The 22,470-nt window shown below is 66.1% G+C and carries 20 protein-coding genes; all 20 read left to right on the top strand.

What is annotated here, in order from left to right; genetic code table 11:
* Positions 1-19: 19 nt before the first annotated feature.
* The 20 genes from madL (at position 20) to WM94_RS27415 (ending at position 22,445) form a co-directional block, all read left to right on the top strand.
* Positions 20-442, top strand: a complete 423-nt coding sequence (madL, locus tag WM94_RS27510) for a malonate transporter subunit MadL (RefSeq protein ID WP_003258591.1) — start codon at positions 20-22, stop codon at positions 440-442.
* A 2-nt stretch (positions 443-444) separates the two neighbouring features.
* A complete protein-coding gene (gene madM / locus WM94_RS27505) occupies positions 445-1,209 on the top strand; it encodes a malonate transporter subunit MadM (RefSeq protein WP_024087229.1) in 765 nt (254 codons plus the stop codon).
* A 629-nt stretch (positions 1,210-1,838) separates the two neighbouring features.
* The gene (gene mnxG, locus WM94_RS27500; RefSeq protein ID WP_061552608.1) at positions 1,839-7,682 is read left to right on the top strand and encodes a manganese-oxidizing multicopper oxidase MnxG; all 5,844 of its coding nucleotides are present in this window, start codon (positions 1,839-1,841) and stop codon (positions 7,680-7,682) included.
* A gap of 20 nt (positions 7,683-7,702) precedes the next feature.
* A complete protein-coding gene (locus WM94_RS27495; protein WP_061552607.1) occupies positions 7,703-9,679 on the top strand; it encodes a YncE family protein in 1,977 nt (658 codons plus the stop codon).
* Positions 9,676-10,332 carry an SCO family protein gene (locus WM94_RS27490; RefSeq protein ID WP_015270598.1) on the top strand — a complete coding sequence of 219 codons (657 nt, stop codon included), beginning with the start codon at positions 9,676-9,678 and terminating at the stop codon, positions 10,330-10,332. Before WM94_RS27495 ends, WM94_RS27490 begins: the two co-directional genes overlap by 4 nt.
* On the top strand, positions 10,329-10,994 hold the full coding sequence (locus tag WM94_RS27485; protein WP_061552606.1) for an SCO family protein: 666 nt from the start codon (positions 10,329-10,331) through the stop codon (positions 10,992-10,994). The genes WM94_RS27490 and WM94_RS27485 overlap by 4 nt, the downstream gene beginning before the upstream one ends.
* 257 nt (positions 10,995-11,251) lie before the next feature.
* Positions 11,252-12,736 (top strand): ABC transporter substrate-binding protein, encoded by a 1,485-nt coding sequence (locus WM94_RS27480; RefSeq protein WP_371264052.1) that lies wholly within the window; start codon positions 11,252-11,254, stop codon positions 12,734-12,736.
* 12 nt (positions 12,737-12,748) lie between these two features.
* Positions 12,749-13,390 (top strand): SurA N-terminal domain-containing protein, encoded by a 642-nt coding sequence (locus WM94_RS27475; protein ID WP_013972866.1) that lies wholly within the window; start codon positions 12,749-12,751, stop codon positions 13,388-13,390.
* 249 nt (positions 13,391-13,639) lie between these two features.
* Positions 13,640-14,173: a response regulator gene (locus tag WM94_RS27470; protein WP_061552626.1), complete on the top strand. Its 534-nt coding sequence runs from the start codon at positions 13,640-13,642 to the stop codon at positions 14,171-14,173.
* 60 nt (positions 14,174-14,233) lie between these two features.
* On the top strand, positions 14,234-16,039 hold the full coding sequence (locus WM94_RS27465) for a GspE/PulE family protein (RefSeq protein ID WP_256207068.1): 1,806 nt from the start codon (positions 14,234-14,236) through the stop codon (positions 16,037-16,039).
* On the top strand, positions 16,023-16,814 hold the full coding sequence (locus tag WM94_RS27460) for a hypothetical protein (protein WP_061552605.1): 792 nt from the start codon (positions 16,023-16,025) through the stop codon (positions 16,812-16,814). Before WM94_RS27465 ends, WM94_RS27460 begins: the two co-directional genes overlap by 17 nt.
* A 1-nt stretch (position 16,815) precedes the next feature.
* Positions 16,816-17,358, top strand: a complete 543-nt coding sequence (locus tag WM94_RS27455) for a PilN domain-containing protein (RefSeq protein ID WP_061552604.1) — start codon at positions 16,816-16,818, stop codon at positions 17,356-17,358.
* Positions 17,345-17,908, top strand: a complete 564-nt coding sequence (locus tag WM94_RS27450; protein WP_013972861.1) for a GspMb/PilO family protein — start codon at positions 17,345-17,347, stop codon at positions 17,906-17,908. The genes WM94_RS27455 and WM94_RS27450 overlap by 14 nt, the downstream gene beginning before the upstream one ends.
* Positions 17,908-18,417 carry a hypothetical protein gene (locus tag WM94_RS27445; RefSeq protein ID WP_061552625.1) on the top strand — a complete coding sequence of 170 codons (510 nt, stop codon included), beginning with the start codon at positions 17,908-17,910 and terminating at the stop codon, positions 18,415-18,417. The genes WM94_RS27450 and WM94_RS27445 overlap by 1 nt, the downstream gene beginning before the upstream one ends.
* Positions 18,414-20,279 (top strand): secretin N-terminal domain-containing protein, encoded by a 1,866-nt coding sequence (locus WM94_RS27440; protein WP_015270590.1) that lies wholly within the window; start codon positions 18,414-18,416, stop codon positions 20,277-20,279. The genes WM94_RS27445 and WM94_RS27440 overlap by 4 nt, the downstream gene beginning before the upstream one ends.
* Positions 20,276-20,755 carry a type II secretion system protein gene (locus WM94_RS27435; protein WP_015270589.1) on the top strand — a complete coding sequence of 160 codons (480 nt, stop codon included), beginning with the start codon at positions 20,276-20,278 and terminating at the stop codon, positions 20,753-20,755. The genes WM94_RS27440 and WM94_RS27435 overlap by 4 nt, the downstream gene beginning before the upstream one ends.
* Positions 20,756-20,760: 5 nt before the next feature.
* Positions 20,761-21,135 (top strand): type II secretion system protein, encoded by a 375-nt coding sequence (locus WM94_RS27430; RefSeq protein ID WP_024087221.1) that lies wholly within the window; start codon positions 20,761-20,763, stop codon positions 21,133-21,135.
* The gene (locus WM94_RS27425; protein ID WP_061552603.1) at positions 21,110-21,637 is read left to right on the top strand and encodes a type II secretion system protein; all 528 of its coding nucleotides are present in this window, start codon (positions 21,110-21,112) and stop codon (positions 21,635-21,637) included. Before WM94_RS27430 ends, WM94_RS27425 begins: the two co-directional genes overlap by 26 nt.
* Positions 21,634-22,035, top strand: a complete 402-nt coding sequence (csgE, locus tag WM94_RS27420; RefSeq protein ID WP_061552602.1) for a curli production assembly/transport protein CsgE — start codon at positions 21,634-21,636, stop codon at positions 22,033-22,035. Before WM94_RS27425 ends, csgE begins: the two co-directional genes overlap by 4 nt.
* Entirely contained in the window at positions 22,032-22,445 is a 414-nt protein-coding gene (locus WM94_RS27415) for a curli assembly protein CsgF (RefSeq protein ID WP_061552601.1), read from the top strand. The genes csgE and WM94_RS27415 overlap by 4 nt, the downstream gene beginning before the upstream one ends.
* The last annotated feature ends 25 nt before the right edge of the window (positions 22,446-22,470 follow it).

The raw sequence follows: 22,470 nt of genomic DNA, 5'->3' as shown, positions 1-22,470 counted from the left end.
CTACCTGAGGACAACAACAATGATCATCTATGGTGTGGCACTGCTGGCGGTCTGCACGCTTGCCGGCGTCATCGTCGGCGACTTCCTGGGCGTGCTGCTGGGCGTCAAATCCAATGTGGGCGGGGTCGGTATCGCCATGATCCTGCTGATCTGCGCACGCCTGTACATGCACCGCAACGGCGGCATGAGCAAGGAATGCGAGTTTGGCGTGGGCTTCTGGGGCGCCATGTACATCCCGGTGGTGGTGGCCATGGCTGCCCAGCAGAACGTGGTCACGGCCCTGCACGGCGGGCCGGTGGCGTTGCTGGCGGCGGTGGGTGCGGTACTGGTGTGCGGTGCGACCATTGCCCTGATCAGCCGCAGCCACCGCGGCGAACCCCTGCCGGCAGTGGAGGCCGGCCCCGAAAGCAATGTGCAGGCCGCCCCTGCAGGAGGGCGTTGATCATGTGGCCAATCATTGACAATGCCCTGGAACATAACGGTTTGATCACTGCCTTTGCGGTGGTGGGCGCGATCATGTGGTTGTCGGTGGTGCTGTCGAAGTACCTGACCTTCGGCCGCGTGCACGGCTCGGCCATCGCCATCGTCATCGGCCTGGTGCTGGCCTGGGTCGGCGGCACCATTACCGGTGGCCAGAAAGGCCTGGCCGACATGGCGCTGTTCTCCGGCATCGGCCTGATGGGCGGGGCCATGCTGCGCGACTTCGCCATTGTCGCCACGGCCTTCGAGGTGCAGGCCACCGAGGCGCGCAGGGCCGGGATGATCGGCGCGGTGGCGCTGCTGCTCGGCACGGTGCTGCCATTCATTGTCGGCGCTGCGGTGGCCTACGCCTTCGGTTACCGTGATGCGGTGAGCATGACCACCATTGGTGCGGGTGCGGTGACCTATATCGTCGGACCGGTGACCGGGGCAGCGTTGGGGGCCAGTTCGGACGTGATGGCACTGTCGATTGCCACCGGGCTGATCAAGGCGATCCTGGTGATGGTGTTCACCCCGGTATCGGCGCGCCTGCTGGCGCTGGACAACCCACGTTCGGCGATGGTGTTCGGCGGGTTGGCGGGGACGGTGTCGGGGGTGACGGCCGGGCTGGCGGCGACCGACCGGCGCCTGGTGCCGTACGGGGCCCTGACAGCCACCTTCCATACCGGGTTGGGCTGCCTGATGGGCCCGTCGATCCTGTACTTCTGCGTACGCGCCCTGGTTGGGTGACATCAATCCCCTGGACTGCGCAGACCCCTTGCAGGAGCGGCCTTGTGTCGCGATCGGGCCGCAACGCGGCCCCGATAATTCCTAAGCGGGTCGTTTCTGAAGTATTTGGTTTCATGTTCAGAAATGTCTTACAGGTGATGGCCTTGTTGGCTGTGGGGTGTAGGTCGAGAGGTTGGGGTCAGGGCTGCCATGTGTCCGGCACTGCATTTTCAGTGCCTGTGAGATCGAGCGCCGCCCGCGCGGCGCTTCGCAGCACAAGGCTGCTCCTACATCTGTTTCTGGCCAGTAACGCCTGTGCCAACGCGCGCGACCGCCTTGTTTGTCCAGCACGATATCGAGGTGGACGCCAAGGGGGCGCGCGCCTTTGCCTCAGGAATAATTGGCCCGAAACAGATGTAGGAGCAGCCTTGTGCTGCGAAGCGCCGCGCGGGCGGCGCCCGATCTCCCAGGCACTGAAAATCTTGTGACGAGCACCCGCAACCCACCCCCCGTTTCGGGGAAAGCCGCTGGGGAATCCTCCCCAATCTGTTTCGTTTGCCGCTGCAACCTACTGAAAATTAAAGCAATCTGCTCCTGGCATGCACCTTGCTCCAGCTCCACGCAGAGATCCTGTGTCCCGGAGGTGCAGCATGTCCATGCCACTCAAAGGCCCCATCCTGTCATCACTCGTTCTGGCCTTGCTCGGCTGGGAGACGACCAGCGAAGCCGCCGTGCAGTGCCAGCGCACCCTCGTCGCCAACGTTGTGGCGCTGGACCAGCCACTGATGTTCAACCGCCTTGGCGCGCAAAACGCCAACGGCATGATGTTCGCCCTGCGCGAGGATGTGGTGGACGACAAGATGGTCCCCCTCAGCAGCGGCGGGGCGGCGGTACCGGGCAAGGTCACCCTGCGCCCGGACAAGCGCCCGCGGCCCATCGTGCTGCGGGTGGCCGCCGGTGAATGCCTTACCGTCAACCTGACCAACCTGCTCGACTACAAGGCCAACCCCAACAAGGACGGCATCGAGGCCGAAGAGCCTGAGGGCGAAGGGGAGGGGCCGGAGCTCGAAAATGAAGCCGCCGAAGGCTTCGTCGCCGACGAGCAGGTGGCCGAGCGCATGGTCGGCTTCCAGGTCAACGGCATGCAGGCGGTCAACAGCATCGCCGACATTTCGGCCTACACCGGGCGTAACGGCAACTTCTTCGTCAGCCCCGGCAGCACCCGCAGCTATACCTTGTACGCCGAACGCGAAGGCGCTTTCGCCGCCACGAGCAAAGCCGCCACCTTCGGCGGCGAGGGCACTGCGGGCAACGTTGCCAACGGCCTGTTCGGCCAGGTAGTGGTAGTGCCCAAACTCGGCCGCACCTACCGCAATACCCTCACCGAAGAAGAAATGCGCCTGGCCACCACCGGCCGCACCGCCACCGGTCAGCCGGTAATCGATTACGAAGCCCGCTACCCGCAAATGCAACCCTGGATCGCCGAGGGCAAGGCCGGCAAACCGATCATTGCCATGGTCGACGGCAACGAAATCATCAACAGCGAAACCGATGCCATCGTCATGGGCCCCAACCCCGATGGCAGCTTCCCCAAATCCACCTACCCGCTGGAAAACCTGGGCAAGCGCAACCCGGCGCTGCCCAACCGCCTGGAGGCGTTCCGTGACTTCGCCTCGCAGTTCGCCGACGAGGTCGCCGGCACCCAGGCGTTCCCGGGCTACTGGGCCGACCCGGTGATGGGCCACGTACTGGAACCCACCCGCGACTCGTTCATGATCAACTACGGTTCCGGTGGCATGGGCGCGGAAGTGGTGGCCAACCGGCTGGGCGTGGGGCCGATGCACGACTGCCTGTCGTGCGCCTACGAGGAGTTCTTCCTCAGTGCGCACACTGTCGGTGACGTCGGTACCCTGGTGGACGTGCCGGCCAACGTCGGCCTGGAGCACATTCGCCCTGGCGAGGTGCCACCGGCCAGCGCCGTCGGGGTCAAGGCCAGCATGGCCCTGTTCCCGGCGGAACCGGCCAACGTGCACCACAGCTACATTGGTGACTTCACCAAGTTCCGCAACACCCACAACGGCCATGAACAGCACATCTTCCACCTGCACGGCCACCAGTGGCTGTTCAACCCCAATGACGACAATTCCGACTACATCGATGCCCAGGGCATCGGCGCGGGGGTCGGCTACACCTACGAAATCGCCAACGGCGGTGCGGGCAACCGCAACCGGGTGGCAGGCGATGCCATTTACCATTGCCACTTCTACCCGCACTTCGCCCAGGGCATGTGGGCCATGTGGCGGGTGCACGACGTGTTCGAGGAAGGCACCCGCCTGGAAGTGAGCGGGCAGGGCGAGAACGGCTTCCACAGCACCCCGTTCGCCCTGCGCAGCGGCAAGCCGGCGGTTGGCGCGCGGGCCTTGCCCGATGGCGAGATCGTTGCGGGTACGCCGATCCCGGCCATCGTGCCGCTGCCCGGCAAGGCCATGGCGCCGATGCCAGGCAAGGTGGTGGTGGTACCGAAGCTGTCCGAAGAGCTGGTTGCCGCCAATGACGACGAGCCCGAAGAAGAAGAGGATGAAGAACCAGCCAACCAGGAGCCGGTTCGCAAGGCCATCGGCTCGCTGGCGCTGGTCGACCGCAGTGACGCCAACCGCAACGCCGACGGCACCTTGAAAAACCCTGGCTATCCGTTCTGGATCGGCGGCATGGAAAGCAGCGTGGGCAACCGCCCACCAACCCCGCCATTGGACATGCTCGACCCGGCCATGGCACGCCAGCTCAAGGAAAGCGGCAAGGCGCTGTGGGCCAACCTTGACCCGAACCAGGTCGATGGCTGGGATGGCGGCCTGGGGCGCCACGCGCTGGACGGCGTATCTGCAGGCGGCGAGGCCGAAACCACCACCACCAAGCTCGATTTCACCAAGGTGGTACAAAAGGCCAAGCCCATCTACCTGCCGGAAGAGGGCACCGATGTCGAGCAGGCGGCCATGCAGTTCCATGCCCAGGCCGAACACCAAAGCTTTGCCCTGATCCCCGGCAGCCAGCCGGTGGCCAAGGCGTTCCGCACCAACGGCGCCTTGCCGACTGCCGGCGCGCCGTTCTACGAGCCATGCATGGATGACCGGGGCAAACGCCTGACCCAATCTTCCGGGGTAGGCGAGTTCTTCAGCGGCGAAAGCCTTTCGGGCCTGAACTTCCGGGGCTCCTCGGCCTTCACCGCCGACCACCCACGCATCTACAAGGGCGCCAACATCCAGTTCGACGCGGTGTACAACAAGGTCGGCTACCACTTCCCGCAGGCCCGCATCATCGCCCTATGGGAGGACGCCTGGCCGGTGATCACCAAGCAGCGCCCGCCAGAGCCACTGGTGATGCGCATGAACACCTTCGACTGCACCATGTACCAGCACACCAACCTGATCCCGAACATCTACGAGATGGACGATTACCAGGTGCGCACCCCGACCGACGTGATCGGCCAGCACATCCACCTGCCCAAGTGGGACCTGACCGCCGCCGACGGCTCGGCCAACGGCTGGAACTACGAAGACGGCATCCTCTCGCCCGGCAGCGTGGTCGAGCGGGTGCAGGCCATTCGTGCCTACAACGGCTGCACCCAGGGCGATAGCCGCGACGGCACCGCCGCCTGCCCGCAAGCCCGGCAGCACCCATACTTCGGCCGCTTCGGCCGGGCCGACTGGCTGGGCGCACGCACGGCCATGCAGCGCTGGTTCGCCGACCCGCTGGTGAACGTGTACAACGTCGACCGTGGCCTGGGCACCATCTTCACCCACGACCACCTCGGCCCATCGACCCACCAGCAGCTTGGGCTGTATGCCACCGTACTGGCCGAACCGGCCAACTCCACCTGGTACCACGCCGAAACCGGCGAGAAGCTGTACAACCCGGCCACGCGCCAGGACGGTGGCCCGACCTCGTGGCAGGCGGTGATCCAGACCGGTGACCACGATGGCGACGGCAAGAACGACAGCTACCGCGAGTTCTTCCTGGAATACAGCGACTTCCAGCACGCCTACGAGGCTGGTGTGTACGTCGGCGCCGGGCCGGACGGCATCCCCAATGCCCAGTCGTACCCGGCCACCGCCGACAGCTTCCGCTACGCCATCAACCCGCCGGTGCGCGGCAAGGCGTCGAACCTGCTGGAGGCCATCGTCGAGGAACGCGGCGGCATCAAGCCGGGCTGCCCAAGCCGGCCCTGCCCGCAGGCAATCTCGGTGGATGACCCGGGCATGTTCGTCGTGAACTACCGCAACGAGCCCCTGGCCCTGCGTGTGTACGACCCGAACAAGGTCGGCCCGGACGGCAAGCGTGGCATGCAGGCCGACGGCCTGGCCGGCGACCTCAGCTATGCCTTGCAAACCCGTACCGACCGGGCGATTCCGGCCATGAACCTGGCTCCGTCGGCGATTACTTCGGCCGTGGGCCCCACCGGCGGCACCACGCTGTTCCCGCCGCACATCAACGCGGCCGGCAGCGAACCGGGCGACCCGTTTACCCCGATGCTGCGCACCTACTCCGGTGACAACGTACGCCTGCGCATGCACGCCGGCGGCCATGAAGAGGAGCACAACGTCACCTTGCATGGCGTGAAGTGGCTGCAGAACGGCACCGGCTACGGCAACAGCTCCAACTCGGGCTGGAAGTCATCGCAGATGATCGGTATTTCCGAGCAACTGGGCTTCATGGCGCCGGTGTCGATGATCTCCAGTTCGGCGGCCACCAACGGTGACTACCTGTATTCCCTGGATGCGGCCCTGGAGGGCTACTGGAACGGCATCTGGGGCATCATGCGCAACTACACCGCGCAGCGTGCCGACCTGTTCCCGCTGCCCAACAACCCGCAGCCAGTGGCCATGCGCAACACCGTCAACTTCGACGGCATCTGCCCGAAAACCACGGCCAACCCCAACGGCATCGGCAGCCGCCCGACCGTCAAGCGCAGCTACGAAATCGTCGCGGCACTGGCCAACGACATCCTCGAGAACCGCAACGGCGTCAGCATCAACGACCCGGCGGGTGTCGGCCAGCATGTCGGTGGCCCGCTCAAGGCCAATGGCGGCACCTTGGTGTTCAACAGCCGCAAGACCGCCATCCCGCTGGTCAGTGGGGTAGACCCCGAAGATGGGGAACCCTTCACCATCGGTGGCCACAGCGCGCCGCTGCACGACCCGACCGCGATCCTGTACGTGCGCAAGGCCGACCTGGACGCCACCACCGGAAAGCTCAAGGCGGGCGTGCCCGTGGAGCCCCTGGTGCTGCGCGCCAACGCCGGCGACTGCATCAGCATCACCCTGGAAAACCGCCTGCCGCTGGTGATGCCGGACCTGCCCAGCACGGCGGTGATGCACAACGTGGTCAAGCGTGACCGCTTCGACAGCGAGGGTGCCACCGCCTTTGCCAACAACCTGATGCGGCCGTCCAGCCACGTGGGCCTGCATGCCCAGCTGCTGGCCTACGACATCACCAAGTCCGATGGCGCCAACGTCGGCCTCAACCCGGTGCAGACCGTAGCCCCGCGTGCCGGCACCAGTGGCGCCTGGCCGACCCGTACCTACCAGTACTATGCCGGCCACCTGGAGCGTGAAGGCAAGCCGGTGTCGCAACTGGGCCGCACGGTGGACAACATCAACACCACGGCCATCGAGTTCGGCGGCCTCAACCTGACCCCGTCGGACTTCATCAAGCAGCCGCAGAAAGGCCTGGTGGGTGCCATGAGCATCCTGCCACAGACCGCCACCTGGACCGAGGACACCGCAACACGGGCCCAGGCCACGGTCAAGGTCACCGGCCAGCCGGATTACCGCGACTTCGTCACGGTCTGGCAGCGTGCGCTGAACATGCGCTGGGCCGACGGCCGCCCGGTGGAGGGCATCAATACCGAAGGCAACGGCGCCGCCGGCGACCCGCAGGACAACGGCAACATGGCGGTCAACTACAAGACCGAACCCCTGTGGCTGCGCTTCGGCATGGCCCCCGACTCACCCTTCGGCCGCGCCGGTGGCCTGGGCTTTGGCGATGTGCCCAATGCCCACATGGCCTACGCCAACGCCCTGGTCGGTGGCGACCCGCAAACCCCGGTGCTGTACGCCAAGCCCGGCCAGCCGGTGCGCAACCATATCGTGATGCCCAGTGGTGGCAGCCGCGGCATGGTCTACCAGCTGGATGGCCACTTGTGGCCGCTGCACAACTACCAGGCCGAGAAGAACGACGTGGACGGCTACCCGCTGAGCCTGCCTGGCATCGGCTCGGTGCGCTTCGGCTACAACCCGATGGCCATGTACATCGGTGCCCAGGAAAGCGTGCTGCCGGCCGCGCACTTCAGCTTCATGCTGCCCAGTGCCGGCGGCGCCAACGCGGTGGCGGGTGACTACCTGTTCCGCGACTACGCCGCCTACGGCAACCTCTCGGGGCTGTGGGGGATCTTGCGGGTGACCAATGAAGCGCCGCCGGCAACGGCACCGGCGCAGTGACGGTAAATGGGGGCGCGAAAATGAACAAGAAGACCCGCCTTGCATGCATGGGGGTAGCACTGGGGGCAGCGCTGATCGGCCTGGGCGTGGCCTATGAAAGCCTGTGGTGCGATCCGCGCGAGTATTTGCAGGGCTCTGCCGACCCGCAGGCCCCGCATCGGCTCAGCCGCGACGGTGTGACCGTGGAGTTCGAGGCCCGGCCGCTGGCGGGGGATCAGTTGCAGGAGGGCAGCTTCGCCAACATCCGTTTCAAGGTCAGCGACCAGGCCAGTGGCCAACCGCTGTCGGGCATGGCCCCGGGGGCGTGGCTCGACCCGACGCAGTCGGCCCCGGAGGGCGACCGCGACCAGAGCTGCAAGGCCCGTGTCGCGCTGTTCCTCAAAAGCAGCATTGGCGCCCGGCCTTTGCTCGACCTGAACAGTTACTTCCTGTTGATGATGAACAAGGACGCCAGCCTGACGGTGATCGACCCAACCGTATCGGTGGGCGGCGTCACCAGCACCATGGCCCGCATCGACCTGCCTGGACGGCCCATGGACTGGGTAGCCACCGCTGACGACAGGCAGGTGTTCGTGTCCATTCCCGAGCGCGGCAAGGTCTCGGTGATCGACACCGAGACCTTCACCCGCGTGGCCGACCTGGACGCTGGCGACCAGCCGCTGCGCGTGGCCCTGCAACCGGACCAGCACCGGCTTTGGGTAGGCAACAACAGCAGCGACCCGGCCAAGGGCGGGGTAACGGTGATAGACGTACCGGGGCGTAACACCCTGAAAACCTTCAACACCGGCGGCGGCCACCACGAAATCGCCTTCAGTGGTGACTCCCGCTACGCCTATGTCAGCAACCGCGACAGCGGCACCCTGAGCGTGATCGACATCCCGGAAATGCGCCTGGCCAAGACCATCAAGGTTGGCCCGCACCCGCTGTCGGTCAGCTATTCGGCGTTGTCCCAGGCGGTGTACGTGGTCGATGGCGAGGAGGGCAGCGTGCGCGTGTTCGATGCCCGCAACCACCAGCTGCGCCACACGGTCCAGGCCGAGCAGGGCCTGGGGCCGATGCGTTTCAGCAGCGATGGCCGCTATGGCATCGTGCTCAACACCCTGGAGAACCAGGCCCTGGTGATCGACGCCAGTACCGACAAGCTGATCCACCGGATCCCGGTGGCGGCCGAACCGTATCAGCTGACTTTCACCAAGGGCTATGCCTACGTGCGCGGCCTGGCTTCACCGAAGGTGAGCATGATCAACCTGGCCAGCCTGGGCGAAGGGCGTTCGCCGATCATCCAGGGCTTCGAGGCCGGCCCGGCGGCGCCACGCCAGGCTGGCGACCTGCCGCTGGCTCAGGGGCTGTCGGTGTCGCGCGATGACAATTCGGTGTTCGTGGTCAACCCGGTGGACAACACCACCTACTTCTACGCCGAAGGCATGAACGCACCGATGTCCGGCTACAACAACCGTGGCCACCAGGCCCGTGCCGCCATCGTCGTCGACCGCAGCCTGCGCGAACTGGCGCCGGGCGTGTATGGCTCGACGGTGAAGATGCCCGCCGCCGGCAAGTTCGACGTGGCCTTTTTGCTCAACCAGCCGCAGATCATCCACTGCTTCAGCACCGATGTGGTCGCAGCGCCGAATGCCGGCAAGCGCAAGGGCGCACATGCCGAGTTCATCGGCCTGGACCGGCCGTTGTCGCAACACAGCGCCGTGACCGCACGGGTGCGCATCGTCGGCGACGACGGCCTGCCGCGCCTGGGTCTGAGCGACCTGAGCCTGCGCTACTTCCTGGCGCCTTCGTCGATGCCACGCAACCTGCAGCTGGAGGAGGTGGGCGAGGGCATCTATGAGGCGGCCCTGACCCTGCCCGAAGCTGGCGCGTGGTACCTGCACGTGCAGTCGCCGTCGCTGGGGCGCAAGTTTGCCGAAGAAAACTACACCAGCCTGCGCGTGCTGCCGGCCGCAACGTCCACCGCTTTCGATAATGACGTGAGGAATCTGCGATGAACGCCAAGCATGCTTGCACACTGTTGGCCCTGAGCCTGGCTTTTGCCGGCAACCTGGCCCTGGCCCATGGCGGCCACGACCACAACGGCCACGCCGAACAGCCGCCGGCGGCGCGCCAGGAAAAGGCCAGCGTGCGCTTTGCCGATGTCTCGCTGCTGAACCAGGACGGCATGCCGGTACGCCTGGAAAAAGACCTGGTGGGCGACCACCTGGTGGTCATGGGCTTTATCTACACCAGCTGCACCACGGTGTGCCCGGTGGTGTCGTCGATCATGGGCAAGGTCCAGCAGCAACTGGGTGGCCGGGTGGGGCAAGACATTCACCTGGTATCGATCAGCGTCGACCCGCAACGTGACGACGCCAAGCGCCTGCAGGACTACGCCAAGGCCTTCCAGAAGGGGCCGGGCTGGAGCTGGCTGACCGGCACGCCATATGCCATCAGCGAAACCCTCAAGGGCCTGGGCAGCTTCAGCGCCGACCTCAGCCAGCACCCGCCGCTGATTCTGGTGGGGGACGGGCGCACCGGCCACTGGACGCGCTACTACGGCTTCACCGACCCGGCAGTGCTGATCGACGAAATCAACCGCCTAGGCGCCCGCCGGGTGCATGCCAAAAGCACGGCGATTGCTGACCATCACGAGGTGCAACCATGAGCCAGGTAAGCTCCCGCCGCGCAGGCATGCGCGCTTTTGACTGGCTGATGCTGGGTGGCTGCCTGTGGATCCTCGCCTCGGTGGCGTTCGCCCATGAAGGCCATGCCCCGCAGGCGCCAGAACCGCAGCCGGCACCGCAGGCGATGACCAGTGGCGGCGGTACCCGCGATGCCCAGGCCTGGTTCACCGACACCGTGCTCAAGGACCAGAATGGCCGCGAGCTGCGCTTCTACAGCGATGTGCTCAAGGACAAGGTGGTGATGCTCAACGTGATCTTCACCCATTGCACCGACGCCTGCCCGCTGATTACCCGCAAGTTGCGCGAAGTGCGCGAGACCATGGGGCCGCAGCTGGCCAGCCAGGTGACCTTCGTGTCGATCAGCAGCGACCCGCTCAATGACACCCCCGAAGTGCTCAAGGCGTTTGCCGGGAAGCAGGGCGTGGATGGGCCCAACTGGTTGTTCCTGACCGGTGACAAGGCCAATGTCGATTTGGTGCTCGGGCGCATCGGCCAGTTCCTGCCCAGCCCCGAGCAGCATTCGACACAGCTGATTGCCGGCGATGTGGCCGGCAAGCGCTGGAGCAAGATCCGCCCGGATGCACCGCCGGCGGCGATTGCCCAGCGCATGCAGCTGCTGGCACTGCCTTTGGCAGGGCGGTGAGTATCATGCGCAGTACTTCGCCAATGCCCACGCCAAATTTGGCGCGAATCCCGGCGCGAATCCCTGTAGGAGCGGCCTTGTGTCGCGATCGGGCGCGCAGCGGCCGTAAAACCGGCATACCCGGAGTACCTGATGAAACACATTCGCCGGTCCTGCGGCCGCTGCGCGCCCGATCGCGACACAAGGCCGCTCCTACAGGGATTCGCGTCCGTATTGAAGCAGTGCTGCGCTATCTGGCATTCGCATTAGGCATTGCCATGTGCAGCGGTGCACTCGCCCTGGACCTGACCGAACATGAACAAGCCGGCAAACACCTCTACCGCCAGGGCGTCTCCAGCAGCGACGCACAACTGCAAGCCCGGGTCGGCGCCAGCGACATGACTGTCCCCGCCAGCGTGCTGCCCTGCGCCAGCTGCCACGGCAACGATGGCCGCGGCCGTGCCGAAGGGGGCGTACGCCCGCCCAGCCTCGACTGGCAGCGCCTGGCGCAAGGCCAGGGCGAACGCGAGGTCAACGGCCGCCGCTATCCGGCCTACACCGACAGCAGCCTGGCCCGGGCGATTCAGCACGGCGTCGACCCGGCAGGCAATCGCCTGGACCCGGCCATGCCGCGCTTCGAACTCACCTTGGCCGACCAGCGCAACCTCACGGCTTACCTCAAGCGCCTGGCCCAGGAGCGCGACCCCGGCGTGGAGGAAGGCGTGCTGCGCCTGGGGACCTTGCTGCCGGCATCCGGCCCGCTGACCGAGGCCGGGCAGGTGGTGCGTGCGGTGCTGGAAGACGGCCTGACGCAACTCAACCAGCAGGGTGGCATCCACGGGCGACGCCTGGAGCTGGTGGTGCTCGACCCGGGATCCGACCCGGCCAGCGCCGAACGGGCGCTGAAGCAGTTGCTGGAGCAGGAGCAGGTTTTCGCCCTGATTGCGCCATTGGTACCCATGCTCGACCAGCGCCTGGCAACCTTGCTGGCGCCCCACAATGTACCGCTGATCGGCAGTACCCCACGCAGCGGCGGCAGCCCACAGATTTTCGACCCGTTGCCCGGCTTGCCCGCGCAATTGCTGAGCCTGGCCGGCCACGCCCGCGCGGCGCTGGGGCTGGCTGCCAACGACCTGCGTGTGGTGTATGCCGGCAATGAACAAGCGGCGTTGGCCGAACAGGTGCGCGAACGCCTTCAGCAGCAGGGCTGGTCACCACCTGCGGCCCAGGCCTTTGCTGGCCAGGCCGTGGACGGGCAGGGCATTGTCTTCCTCGGCCGTGCCCAGGCCTTTGCCGAACTGGCTTCGGCGCTGCAGTCAGCCGGCCGCCAGCCGTACCTGTTTGCCGCCTCCAGCCAGGTGACCGGCGCCGTGGCGCGCTTGCCCGAGTTTTGGTCGCAACGGGTGTTCCTGGCTTATCCCTACGTGCCTGGGGACTGGACCGAACAGGGCCAGGCGATTCTGGCCGGCCTGCAGCAGCGTCAGGGCCTCGACCCTCGCCAGGCGTCGTTGCAGGTCAACACCCTGTGCGCGCTGCGCCTGCTGAGTGAAGCGTTGAAGCAGACAGGCCGCGACACCAGCCGCGAGCAGCTGATTGCCGCGCTGGAAGGCCTGCATGATGTGCCCACCGGCCTGACCCCGGCCCTGGGCTTCGGCCCCGGTCGCCGCCAGGGCATGGCCGGTGCCCATGTGGTGGCGGTGGCCCTGCCCGGGCCGCGCTTCACCGCGGTCACCCCGTACCGGCCACTGCCGGACAGCCCTTGAGCGGAGGTTGCCATGCGCGTTCTGTTGTTGTGCCTGTTGCAGGTGTTGGCCAAGGCAAGCTGGGCCGATATGCCGGCGGCGCGGGTCAATGGTGTGGAGATCGAGACGATGCGCCTGGAGCGCTATTTCAGCGAATACCTGGATGCCCAGGGCCGCGCGGTGGCCAGCATCCGCAACCCGAACCTGTACCAGCGCCTGCGCGACCAGGCACTGAATGAACTGATCGACAAGGAGCTGTTGTGGCAGGAGGCCCAGCGCCGCGGCATAGCCATCAGCGACGAGCAGGTGTCGGCGCATGTGGGCGAGGTCGAGGCCGCGCTTGGCAGCCCGGCAATCTTTGAACGGCGGCTGGCGGAAGCGGGCTTCGATAGGGCACAGTACAATGAGTACACCCGGCGCGAGCTGGCCGCGCAGCAGGTGTATGCCCAGCTCAGCGCTGTCGCCGCGCCCAGCCAGGCCGAAGTGGAGGCATTCTACGATGCCAGCCTGGAAACCCTGCAAGGAGTGCAGAAACAAAATGACGAACCTTCGGTCATACGCGAACAGGGACTGGTTCAAGCCAGGGCCACGCTCATCGGGCAGCGGGAGGCGCAGGCGCGCCAGTCCGTGCGCCAACGTTTGCGTGCGTCCGCTATCGTGGAGATTGCCGACTGAGGTGACTGATGGCGTTTCCCCAATCATGGGGAATAACGATCTGGCAGTGTGCCATCAGTTTCCCCGCATGTGGGGAACCAGGCCGGTGCGCCTGCCCGCTGCGTTACGGATGTTGATCGGTACCCCCTGGCGAATCAATGACTTACAGTGGTGCAGCATGATTTTTCACGCCTGGCACGAAGCCTGCTCAAGCCTGTACAGGGGCGCACTTCGCAGACCGGGTTACCGGGCAGTTCTTGGGAGTCGACCTTGGTGAACAGAGTATTGGTAGTCGATGACGAACAGACTCTTGCGCAGAACCTGCAAGCGTACCTGCAGGCGCAAGGCCTGGAAGTTCATGTTGCCCACGACGGTGCCAGTGGTATCGAGCAGGCTGCAAGCCTGGCACCGCAAGTGATCGTGCTGGATTACCGCTTGCCCGACATGGAGGGTTTTCAGGTTCTGGAGACCGTACGCAGGAACAGGCAGTGCCACTTCGTGCTGATTACCGCCCACCCCACCGTCGAGGTGCGTGAGCGGGCCGCCGAACTGGGTGTGAGCCATGTCCTGTTCAAGCCGTTCCCGTTGGTGGAACTGGCCCGTGCAGTCTTCGACCTGATGGGCATCGAGCGCCGGCGCAGGGCCACGGACACCCCGGCTGAAGGGTTTGTCGAACGACGCCAGAACAGGAACGAATCGTTCCCCCTGCAGTTGTACGATGGAAGCTGGGTATTGGCCGACCGCCGCCGCAACGGCGCCAAGCCCCCGGGGCCCGACGACGATCAACTGCTCACAGGGGAATAGCGGCGCCCGCACCCCTGGCCGAGCCAGCCTGCGACGCGCCCCTGAGCGGAGTCGCAGGCCATGCCAGAAGCATTCGATGCAACCCAGGACGCTCCACCGCCTGCACCGGCCTCTTCGCGGGTAAACCCGCTCCCACAGGGGCACTGCAATCCTGAAGATATCGAAAATCCTGTGGGAGCGGGTTTACCCGCGAAAGGGCCGGCACAGGTAAAAGCATATTCTGCCTACCCCCGCGACCTCTTGGCCCAGGCCCGCCTGCAAACCAGCGACGAACGCCTGCTCACCCGCCTGGAACAGCTGGCCTGCGACACCCCCGACACCTTCACCCAGCGCCTGGGCCTGACCCTGCATTACCCGGTGCTGGACAGCCACACCCTGCTGGCCAGCACCCCACGCTTCGACAAGGTCAGCCTGGCGATGTGCCTGAAGCGTGAATTCGTGCTGATCGAGCAGGGTGGCCAACTGCTGGGCGTGTTCGCCGACCCCTTCGACCACGCCCGCCTGGCCTGGATCGACGATGTGCTGCAAGGCGCACCGCTGTACCTGGCCCATGCCGCAGACCTTGCCACCTTCCTGGCCCGCCACGAAGAAAGCTTCCACGCAGTGGACGCCCTTGACCACGACGCCGAAACCAGCAGCGAAAGCGACCCGCTGCAGCGCCTGTCGCTGGCCAGCATCAGCGAAGACCAGAGCCGCGTGGTCAAGCTGGTCAACTCCACCCTGTACGACGCCCTCAAGCTGCACGCCAGCGACATCCACCTGGGCATGACCGGCCAGGGCCTGACCATCAAGTACCGCATCGACGGTGTGCTCAATGGCGCCGGCAAGGCCAGCGGCAGCGCCTTTGCCGACCAGGTGATCTCGCGCATCAAGGTGATGGCCGAGCTGGACATCGGCGAAAAACGCGTGCCCCAGGACGGCCGTTTCAAGGTTGCCGTGGGCGACCGGCAAATCGACTTCCGGGTATCGATCATGCCCAGCATCTTCGGCGAAGACGCGGTGCTGCGGGTGCTCGACAAGCAGGACCTGTCCGACCGGGTCAGCGGCGTGCAGCTGCAGGCCCTGGGCTTTGCCGAGGAAACCCTGCGCGCCCTGCGCCGCCTGGCCGCCGAACCCTACGGCATGATCCTGGTCACCGGCCCCACCGGCAGCGGCAAGACCACCACCCTGTACGCCATGATCAGCGAGATCAACCACGGCGTGGACAAGATCATCACCATCGAGGACCCGGTCGAATACCAGCTGCCTGGCGTGTTGCAGATCCCGGTCAACGAGAAGAAGGGCCTGACGTTCGCCCGCGGCCTGCGCTCGATCCTGCGCCACGACCCGGACAAGATCCTGGTCGGTGAAATCCGCGATCCGGACACCGCGCAAATCGCCGTGCAGTCGGCGCTCACCGGCCACCTGGTGTTCACCACCATCCACGCCAACAACGTGTTCGATGTGATCGGCCGTTTCAGCCAGATGCAGGTCGACCCCTACAGCTTCGTCTCCGCGCTCAATGCGGTGCTGGCCCAGCGCCTGATCCGCCTGGCCTGCCCGCACTGCGCCACGCCGTGCGAAGTCGACGACGACACCCTGTACGGCGCGGGCCTGACCCGCGAGGGCGTGGCCGGCTGGAAGTTCGTCCGCGCCCAGGGCTGCGGCCAGTGCCGTGGCAGTGGCTACCGCGGCCGCAGCGCCATCGCCGAACTGCTGCACCTGGACGACGACCTGCGGCAGATGATCGTCGAGCGTCGCCCTCTGTCGCAAATCAAGAACCTCGCCTGCCAGCGTGGCCTGCGCCTGCTGCGGGCTTCGGCTCTGGACCTGGTCCGGGATGGCCGTACCACACTCGAGGAGATCAACCGTGTCACATTCATCTGATCGTGGCGCTTACAGATACAGTGCCGTACTCGGTGCCGAAGGTGTGGGCCTGGGTAGCTGGCACGCCAATCACCACCAATGGCTGGGCAGCCGCGACTTTACCTGCGATGCCGCCCAACCGGCCTGGGAGGCCGCCGTCGACGCCCTGGCCACGCTGCTGGCCGAGCATGCCGTGCGCGGTGCCCAGTTGCGGCTACTGCTGTCGGCCCGGTACAGCCGCTTCTGCCTGGTGCCCTGGAGTGATGCCATCAGCCACCCGCGCGAGCTGGACGCCTACGCCCGGGCCTGTTTCGAAAACCTCTACGGGCAGCCGCTGGACGACTGGCGCATCGTGCTGTCGCCCGAGCCGGCCGGTGCCGCGCGCATCGCCACGGCGTTGCCCGAAGCCCTGCTGCAGCGGCTGCAGGCGCTGGGCCGGGAGAGCCACCTGAGCCTGCGCTCGGTACAGCCGTACCTGATGGCCGCCTACAACCGCTGCTCGGCGCAGCTGGGGCAGGGCGACTTCCTGTTCGTCCTGGCCGAACCGCGCCGCAGCGTGCTGCTGCTGGCCGCCGGCGGGGCCTGGCAGCAAGTGCTGACGCAAGGTTGTGCCGACAGTGACCAGGCCCTGCAAGCACTGATCGAGCGTACCTGCGAGCTGTACGGCGAGCACCTGCCACGGGTCTACCTGCATGCCCCGGGCCGGGGTGACGTGCCGCAACTGGCGGCGGTGCAGCTGTGCCAGCCGGCCAGCGACGCCGACCCGCTGTGCGCCATGTGGCGGGCGGTGGCCTGACATGCGCCGCCTCGACCTGGAATTTCAGCCCCGGCGCAGCAGCCCGTTGGCCTGGTCGCTGCTGGCCGTGGCGAGCGCCACCGTTGCCGGCCTGGTGCTGCTGCAACAAAGCTTGCAGGCCGAGCAGGTCGAACGGGAGGCCAGCGTGCACAGCCTGGAGCAGCAACTGGGCCGTCGCCCGGCCACTGTCGCGCCGCTGGGCAGCGCCGCCAGCCGCGAACAGGCCGAGCGCCTGGCGCAGATGCAAAGCGTCTCGCAGCAGCTGCAACGGCCTTGGCAGCAGCTGTTCGCCATGCTCGAAGCGCAGCCGCAGGACGACGTGGCGCTGCTCAGCCTGGCCCCCGACGCGCGCAAAGGCCAGCTGCGCATCACCGCCGAGGCGCGCAACCTGGAAGCGATGCTGCAGTACCACCAGCGCCTGGAGGCCAGTGCCGAGCTCAGCGATGTGTCGTTGCTCAACCACGAAGTGCTGGCCGCGCAGCCCGAACACCCGGTGCGCTTCACCCTCACCGCTACCTGGGAGACCGGCCATGCGCGCCCGTGAATCGCTGAACAGCCTGATCCTCCAGGAGCGCCTGCGTCGCGTCGGCCCGGTCGGCCTGGCTGCGGTTGCGGTGGGCCTGCTGGCCGTGGGCGTGCTGTGCGCCGGGGTGTTGCCGCAATGGCAGAACCTGCGCGAGCTGCGCGCCACCGAAGCGGACGCCAGCGTGCAGGTCGAGCGGGTCAGGCGTGGCGAGCTGAAGATTGCCATCAAGCCCGAGCAGCAGGCCCTCGACAGCCTGCGCCAGCAACTGCCGGGGCAGCCCCGGGCCAGTGAGCTGATCGAGCGCCTGTACCACCTGGCCAGCGCCGAACATATCAGCCTGGCGCGTGGCGAATATGCCCTGGGCATCGACCCCAAGACGCAACTGGCGCGCTACCAGATCGTGCTGCCGGTACGCGGCAGCTACCCGCAGATTCGCGGTTTTCTCAAGGGCCTGCTCAAGCAGTTGCCGACCCTGGTGCTGGAAGACCTGGAGCTGCAACGCAAACGCATTGGCGACAGCGAGCTCAACGCCCGCCTGCGCATGACCCTTTACCTGTCGAGGTCATGATGAACACACAACGTGCTGTCATCTGGGTTGGCTTCCTCGGCGTGAGTGCGGCGCTGGCCTGGGCCCCGGGCCATTGGTTCGGCGAGGAAGACAGTGTTGCCCCCTTCGCGGGCAAACCCACTCCCACAAAATCGGCGGTATCCACGGTCCCTGTGGGAGCGGGTTTACCCGCGAAAGGGCCGGAACAAGCCTCAAGAGATCTCTTCCCGACCCAACAATGGACCAAACCCCAGGCCCTGGCCACCGTCACCGAACAACCCGTGGTCACCGCACCCGCCGTAGCCGCAGCCCCGACTGCACCGGCCCTGCCATTCCAGTTCATTGGCCGCATCGGCGACCGCGGCGACCTGCAGATCTTCCTGCAGAGCGGCGAAAAACTCTACGTCGTGCGCCAGGGCGACGTGATCGAAGACACCTACCGCCTCGAGCGGGTATCGGCCAGCGAGCTGCACCTGGTCTACCTGCCTTTGCATCAGTCGCAGACTTTGTCTGTAGGGAGCGCACCATGAAGTCGTCAAAGCTGTGCAAACCGGCTCCATTCCTGCTTGTGGCGCTGTGCGTGGCCATTGCCGGCTGCGGCTCCAGTGCGGTACGCAAGGACAGCGAACAGCTGATGAAGGAGGGCCAGTACGAAGCCGGCATCGCCAGCCTGGAAGAAGCCCTGCGCGAAGACCCACGTGACACCGAGCTGAACATCGCCCTGGCCCACAGCCGCCAGGCCGCGGTCGAGGCGCTGCTGACTCAGGCCGACGCCGACCGCATCCGCCACGACTTCGCCAGCGCCCGCATGGGTTATGGCCGGGTGCTGACTCTGGAGCCGAACAACCGCCGCGCCCAGGAAGGCATCCGCCAGCTGGAGCTGATCCGCACCCTCGACGAGCGCGTGGCGCTGGGCCAGGCGGCGCTGCGCCAGGGCGACCTGTTCGGTGCCGAGCGCTACATGCGCGAAGTGCTGCGCCTGGACCCGCAGAACCAGAAGGGCATTGCCCTGCGCAGCGACATCGAGAACGTGCAGGCGCGCACCGCGCAACCGTTCCCGCAACTGCGCAGCAAACTGGAGCGGCCGGTGACCCTGGAGTTTCGCGATGCCAACCTGAAGACCATCTTCGAGGTGCTGTCCCAGGTTGCCGGCATCAACTTCATCTTCGACAAGGACATGCGCCCGGACATGAAGGCCACCATCTTCGTGCGCGAGTTGCGCATCGAGGACGCCGTGGCGCTGCTGCTGGAACAGAACCAGCTGCGGCAGAAGATCGTCAACGAAAACACCCTGATGATCTACCCCGACTCGCCGCAGAAGACCAAGGACTACCAGGAACTGGTCATGCGTACCTTCTACCTGACCAGCATCGACTCCAACACCGCGCTGAACATGGTCAAGACCATGCTCAAGACCCGCGACGTGTTCGTCGATGAACGCCTCAACACCCTGACCATGCGCGACACCCCCGATGCCGTGCGCATGGCCGAAAAGCTGCTGCAGTCGCAGGACCAGTCCAACCCCGAGGTGGTGCTGGAAGTTGAGGTGATGGAAGTGGCCACTTCGCGCATCCTCGACCTCGGCCTGCAATGGCCCAACACCTTCGGCGTGCTGAGCTCCGACGGCCAGCCGGTAAGCGTGCTCGACCAGCTCAAGGGCATCGACTCCAGCCGCATCAGCATCGCGCCGGCACCCCAGGCCAAGATCAACGCCCAGGACAAGGACATCAACACCCTGGCCAGCCCGGTGATCCGCGTCAGCAACCGCGAGCAGGCGCGCATCCACATCGGCCAGCGGGTGCCGATCATCAGCGCCACTTCGGTGCCGTCCACCCAGGGCCCGGTGATTACCGAAAGCGTCACCTACCTGGACGTGGGCCTGAAGCTTGAGGTGCAGCCCACCGTGCACCTGAACAACGAAGTGGCGATCAAGGTAGCCCTGGAGGTGAGTAACGCCACCCCGCTGGAAGCCACCCGCCAGGGCACCATTCCGGTCCAGGTCGATACCCGCAACGCCCAGACCACCCTGCGCCTGCACGATGGCGAAACCCAGGTGCTGGCCGGCCTGGTGCGCAACGACCATAACGCCAGCGGCAACAAGATCCCTGGCCTTGGCGACATCCCTGGCCTGGGCCGGCTGTTCGGCAGCAACAAGGACGACATGAGCAAGTCGGAGCTGGTGCTGGCGATCACCCCGCGCATCGTGCGCAACCTGCCGTACCAGAGCCCGTCGGACATGGAGTTCGCCACCGGCACCGAGTCGGCCATGCAGGTGCGGCAGATGGCGCCGTTGCCGCCGGCGGATGTGCCTGGCAATGCCCCGGCCACCGATGCCCCGGTGGTGGAAAGCCAGATGGCGATCGCCCCACCCAAAGGGAGCCCGCGGCCATGATCGCGCAGCGCCGCATGCAGGGCTTCAGCCTGATCGAGGTGGTGCTGACCCTGGCACTGCTCGGGCTGCTTGCCAGCATGGCCGCGCCGCTGACCGAAACCGTGGTGCGCCGCGGCAAGGAGCAGCAACTGCGCGAGGCGCTGTACCAGATTCGCGACGCCATCGACGCCTACAAGCGCGCGTTCGATGCCGGCTACATCGAGAAGCGCCTGGACGCCAGTGGCTACCCGCCGAACCTGCAGGTGCTGGTCGACGGGGTGCGTGATGTGCGCAGCGCCAAGGGCGCCAAGTTCTACTTCCTGCGGCGCATCCCGCACGACCCGCTGGTGGCGGCCAAGGGCGAGGACGAAGGCGGGTGGGGGCTGCGCGCCTACGACAGCAGCCCCGACAACCCGCGCGAAGGCGAAGACGTGTTCGACGTGTATTCCAAGGCCCGCGGCAAAGGCCTGAACAACATCCCCTACGGGCAATGGTGACAGCCATGAAACGCAGCAAAGGCTTCACCCTGATCGAACTGCTGGTGGTGCTGGCGATCATCGCCACGCTGATGACCATAGCCATGCCGCGCTACTTCAACAGCCTGGAAAGCTCCCGCGAAGCCACCCTGCGCCAGAGCCTGGCGGTGCTGCGCGAGGCGCTGGACCACTACTACGGCGACACCGGTCACTACCCGGACTCGCTGGAGCAGTTGGTGGAGCAGCGTTACCTGCGCAACACCCCGATAGACCCGATCACCGAGCGCAGCGATGCCTGGCAGCTGGTGCCACCGCCTGAAGGCGTGGCCGGTGGCGTGGCCGATATCAAGAGCGGTGCCACAGGGAGGGCGCGCGATGGCAGCCTGTTCGCGGAATGGTAAGGCCGACGCCGGCTTCACCTACCTGGGCGTGTTGCTGCTGATTGCGGTCAGCAGCGTGGCCCTGGCCGCCACCGGCACGCTCTGGGCCAGTGCTGCCCAGCGTGACCGCGAACGCCAGCTGTTGTGGGTAGGCAGCCAGTATGCCCAGGCCCTGCGCAGCTACTACCGCGCCTCGCCGGGGCTGGCCCAGTACCCGCAGGAACTGGCCGACCTGCTGCAGGACAACCGCTTCCCGCAGGCCAGGCGGCACATTCGCCGGCTGTACCCCGACCCCATCACCAACAGCGACGAATGGGGCCTGCTGCGCTCGATCGATGGCCGCATCACCGGCGTGCACAGCCGCTCGGACGCCACCCCGTTCAAGCGCAGTGGCTTCAGCGCCGAATGGAGCGGTTTCGACGGGCTGGAACATTACAGCGACTGGCAGTTCGTCGCCGAACAGGCCTTTACCGAAAGTGCCGGTGGCGTGCAGACCCATGCCGGCCCGGGGGACACACCATGAACCGCCTGGCCGCGTTGTGCCTGGGCCTGCTGCTGGTGGCAGTGCTGGCCACCTCGGCCAGGGCCGGGGACGAGGACGAGATGCAAGGCTTCATCGTCGACAACACCATCTCGCACATCGGCCACGACTTTTACTACTACTTCGCCGACCGCCTGCGCGCCACCAGCCGGCTGGATTTCAACCTGGTGGTGCGCGAACGCCCGGATGCCCGCTGGGGCAGCCTGGTCACCGTGGAGTTCGAGCGTGAGGTGGTGTACCGCCGCTTCCTGCCGCCGAACACCACCGAGCTCAAGGACGAGGCCGTTGCAGCAGCCGACCTGGTCAAGCAGCAAATCATCCAACGCAAGTTGCAACGCCTGCTGCAGGACACCACCGATCTGGAGAGGGACGAGCTATGAAGCACCACATACCCCGTTGCATCGCCGCCTGCCTGTTGGCCAGCGCGTGTGCCGCCCAGGCCACCGAGCTGGTGTACACCCCGGTCAACCCGGCCTTTGGCGGCAACCCGCTCAATGGCACCTGGTTGCTGAACAACGCGCAGGCGCAGAACGACTACGACGACCCCGACCTCAAGGACCGTTCCTCGGCCTTTACCGGCACCACGGCCCTGGAGCGCTTCAGCAACCAGCTGGAGTCGCGGATGTTGTCGCAGTTGCTGGACAACATCAGTAACGGCAACACCGGCAGCATGGCGACCGATGCGTTTCTCATCGACGTCATCGACGATTCCGGGGCCTTGAGTATCAAGGTCACCGATCGCGCCACAGGAGAAATTTCGATCATTGAGGTCAGCGGCCTGAACCCTTGAGGGGGCAAGGCTATTTGTTGGGGAG

Origin of the sequence: Pseudomonas sp. ABFPK (genome assembly GCF_001586765.1) — a bacterium.
Lineage (GTDB): Bacteria > Pseudomonadota > Gammaproteobacteria > Pseudomonadales > Pseudomonadaceae > Aquipseudomonas > Aquipseudomonas asiatica.
Note: the sequence above shows the minus strand (reverse complement) of the source record. Positions and strands in the feature narration are given on the sequence as shown.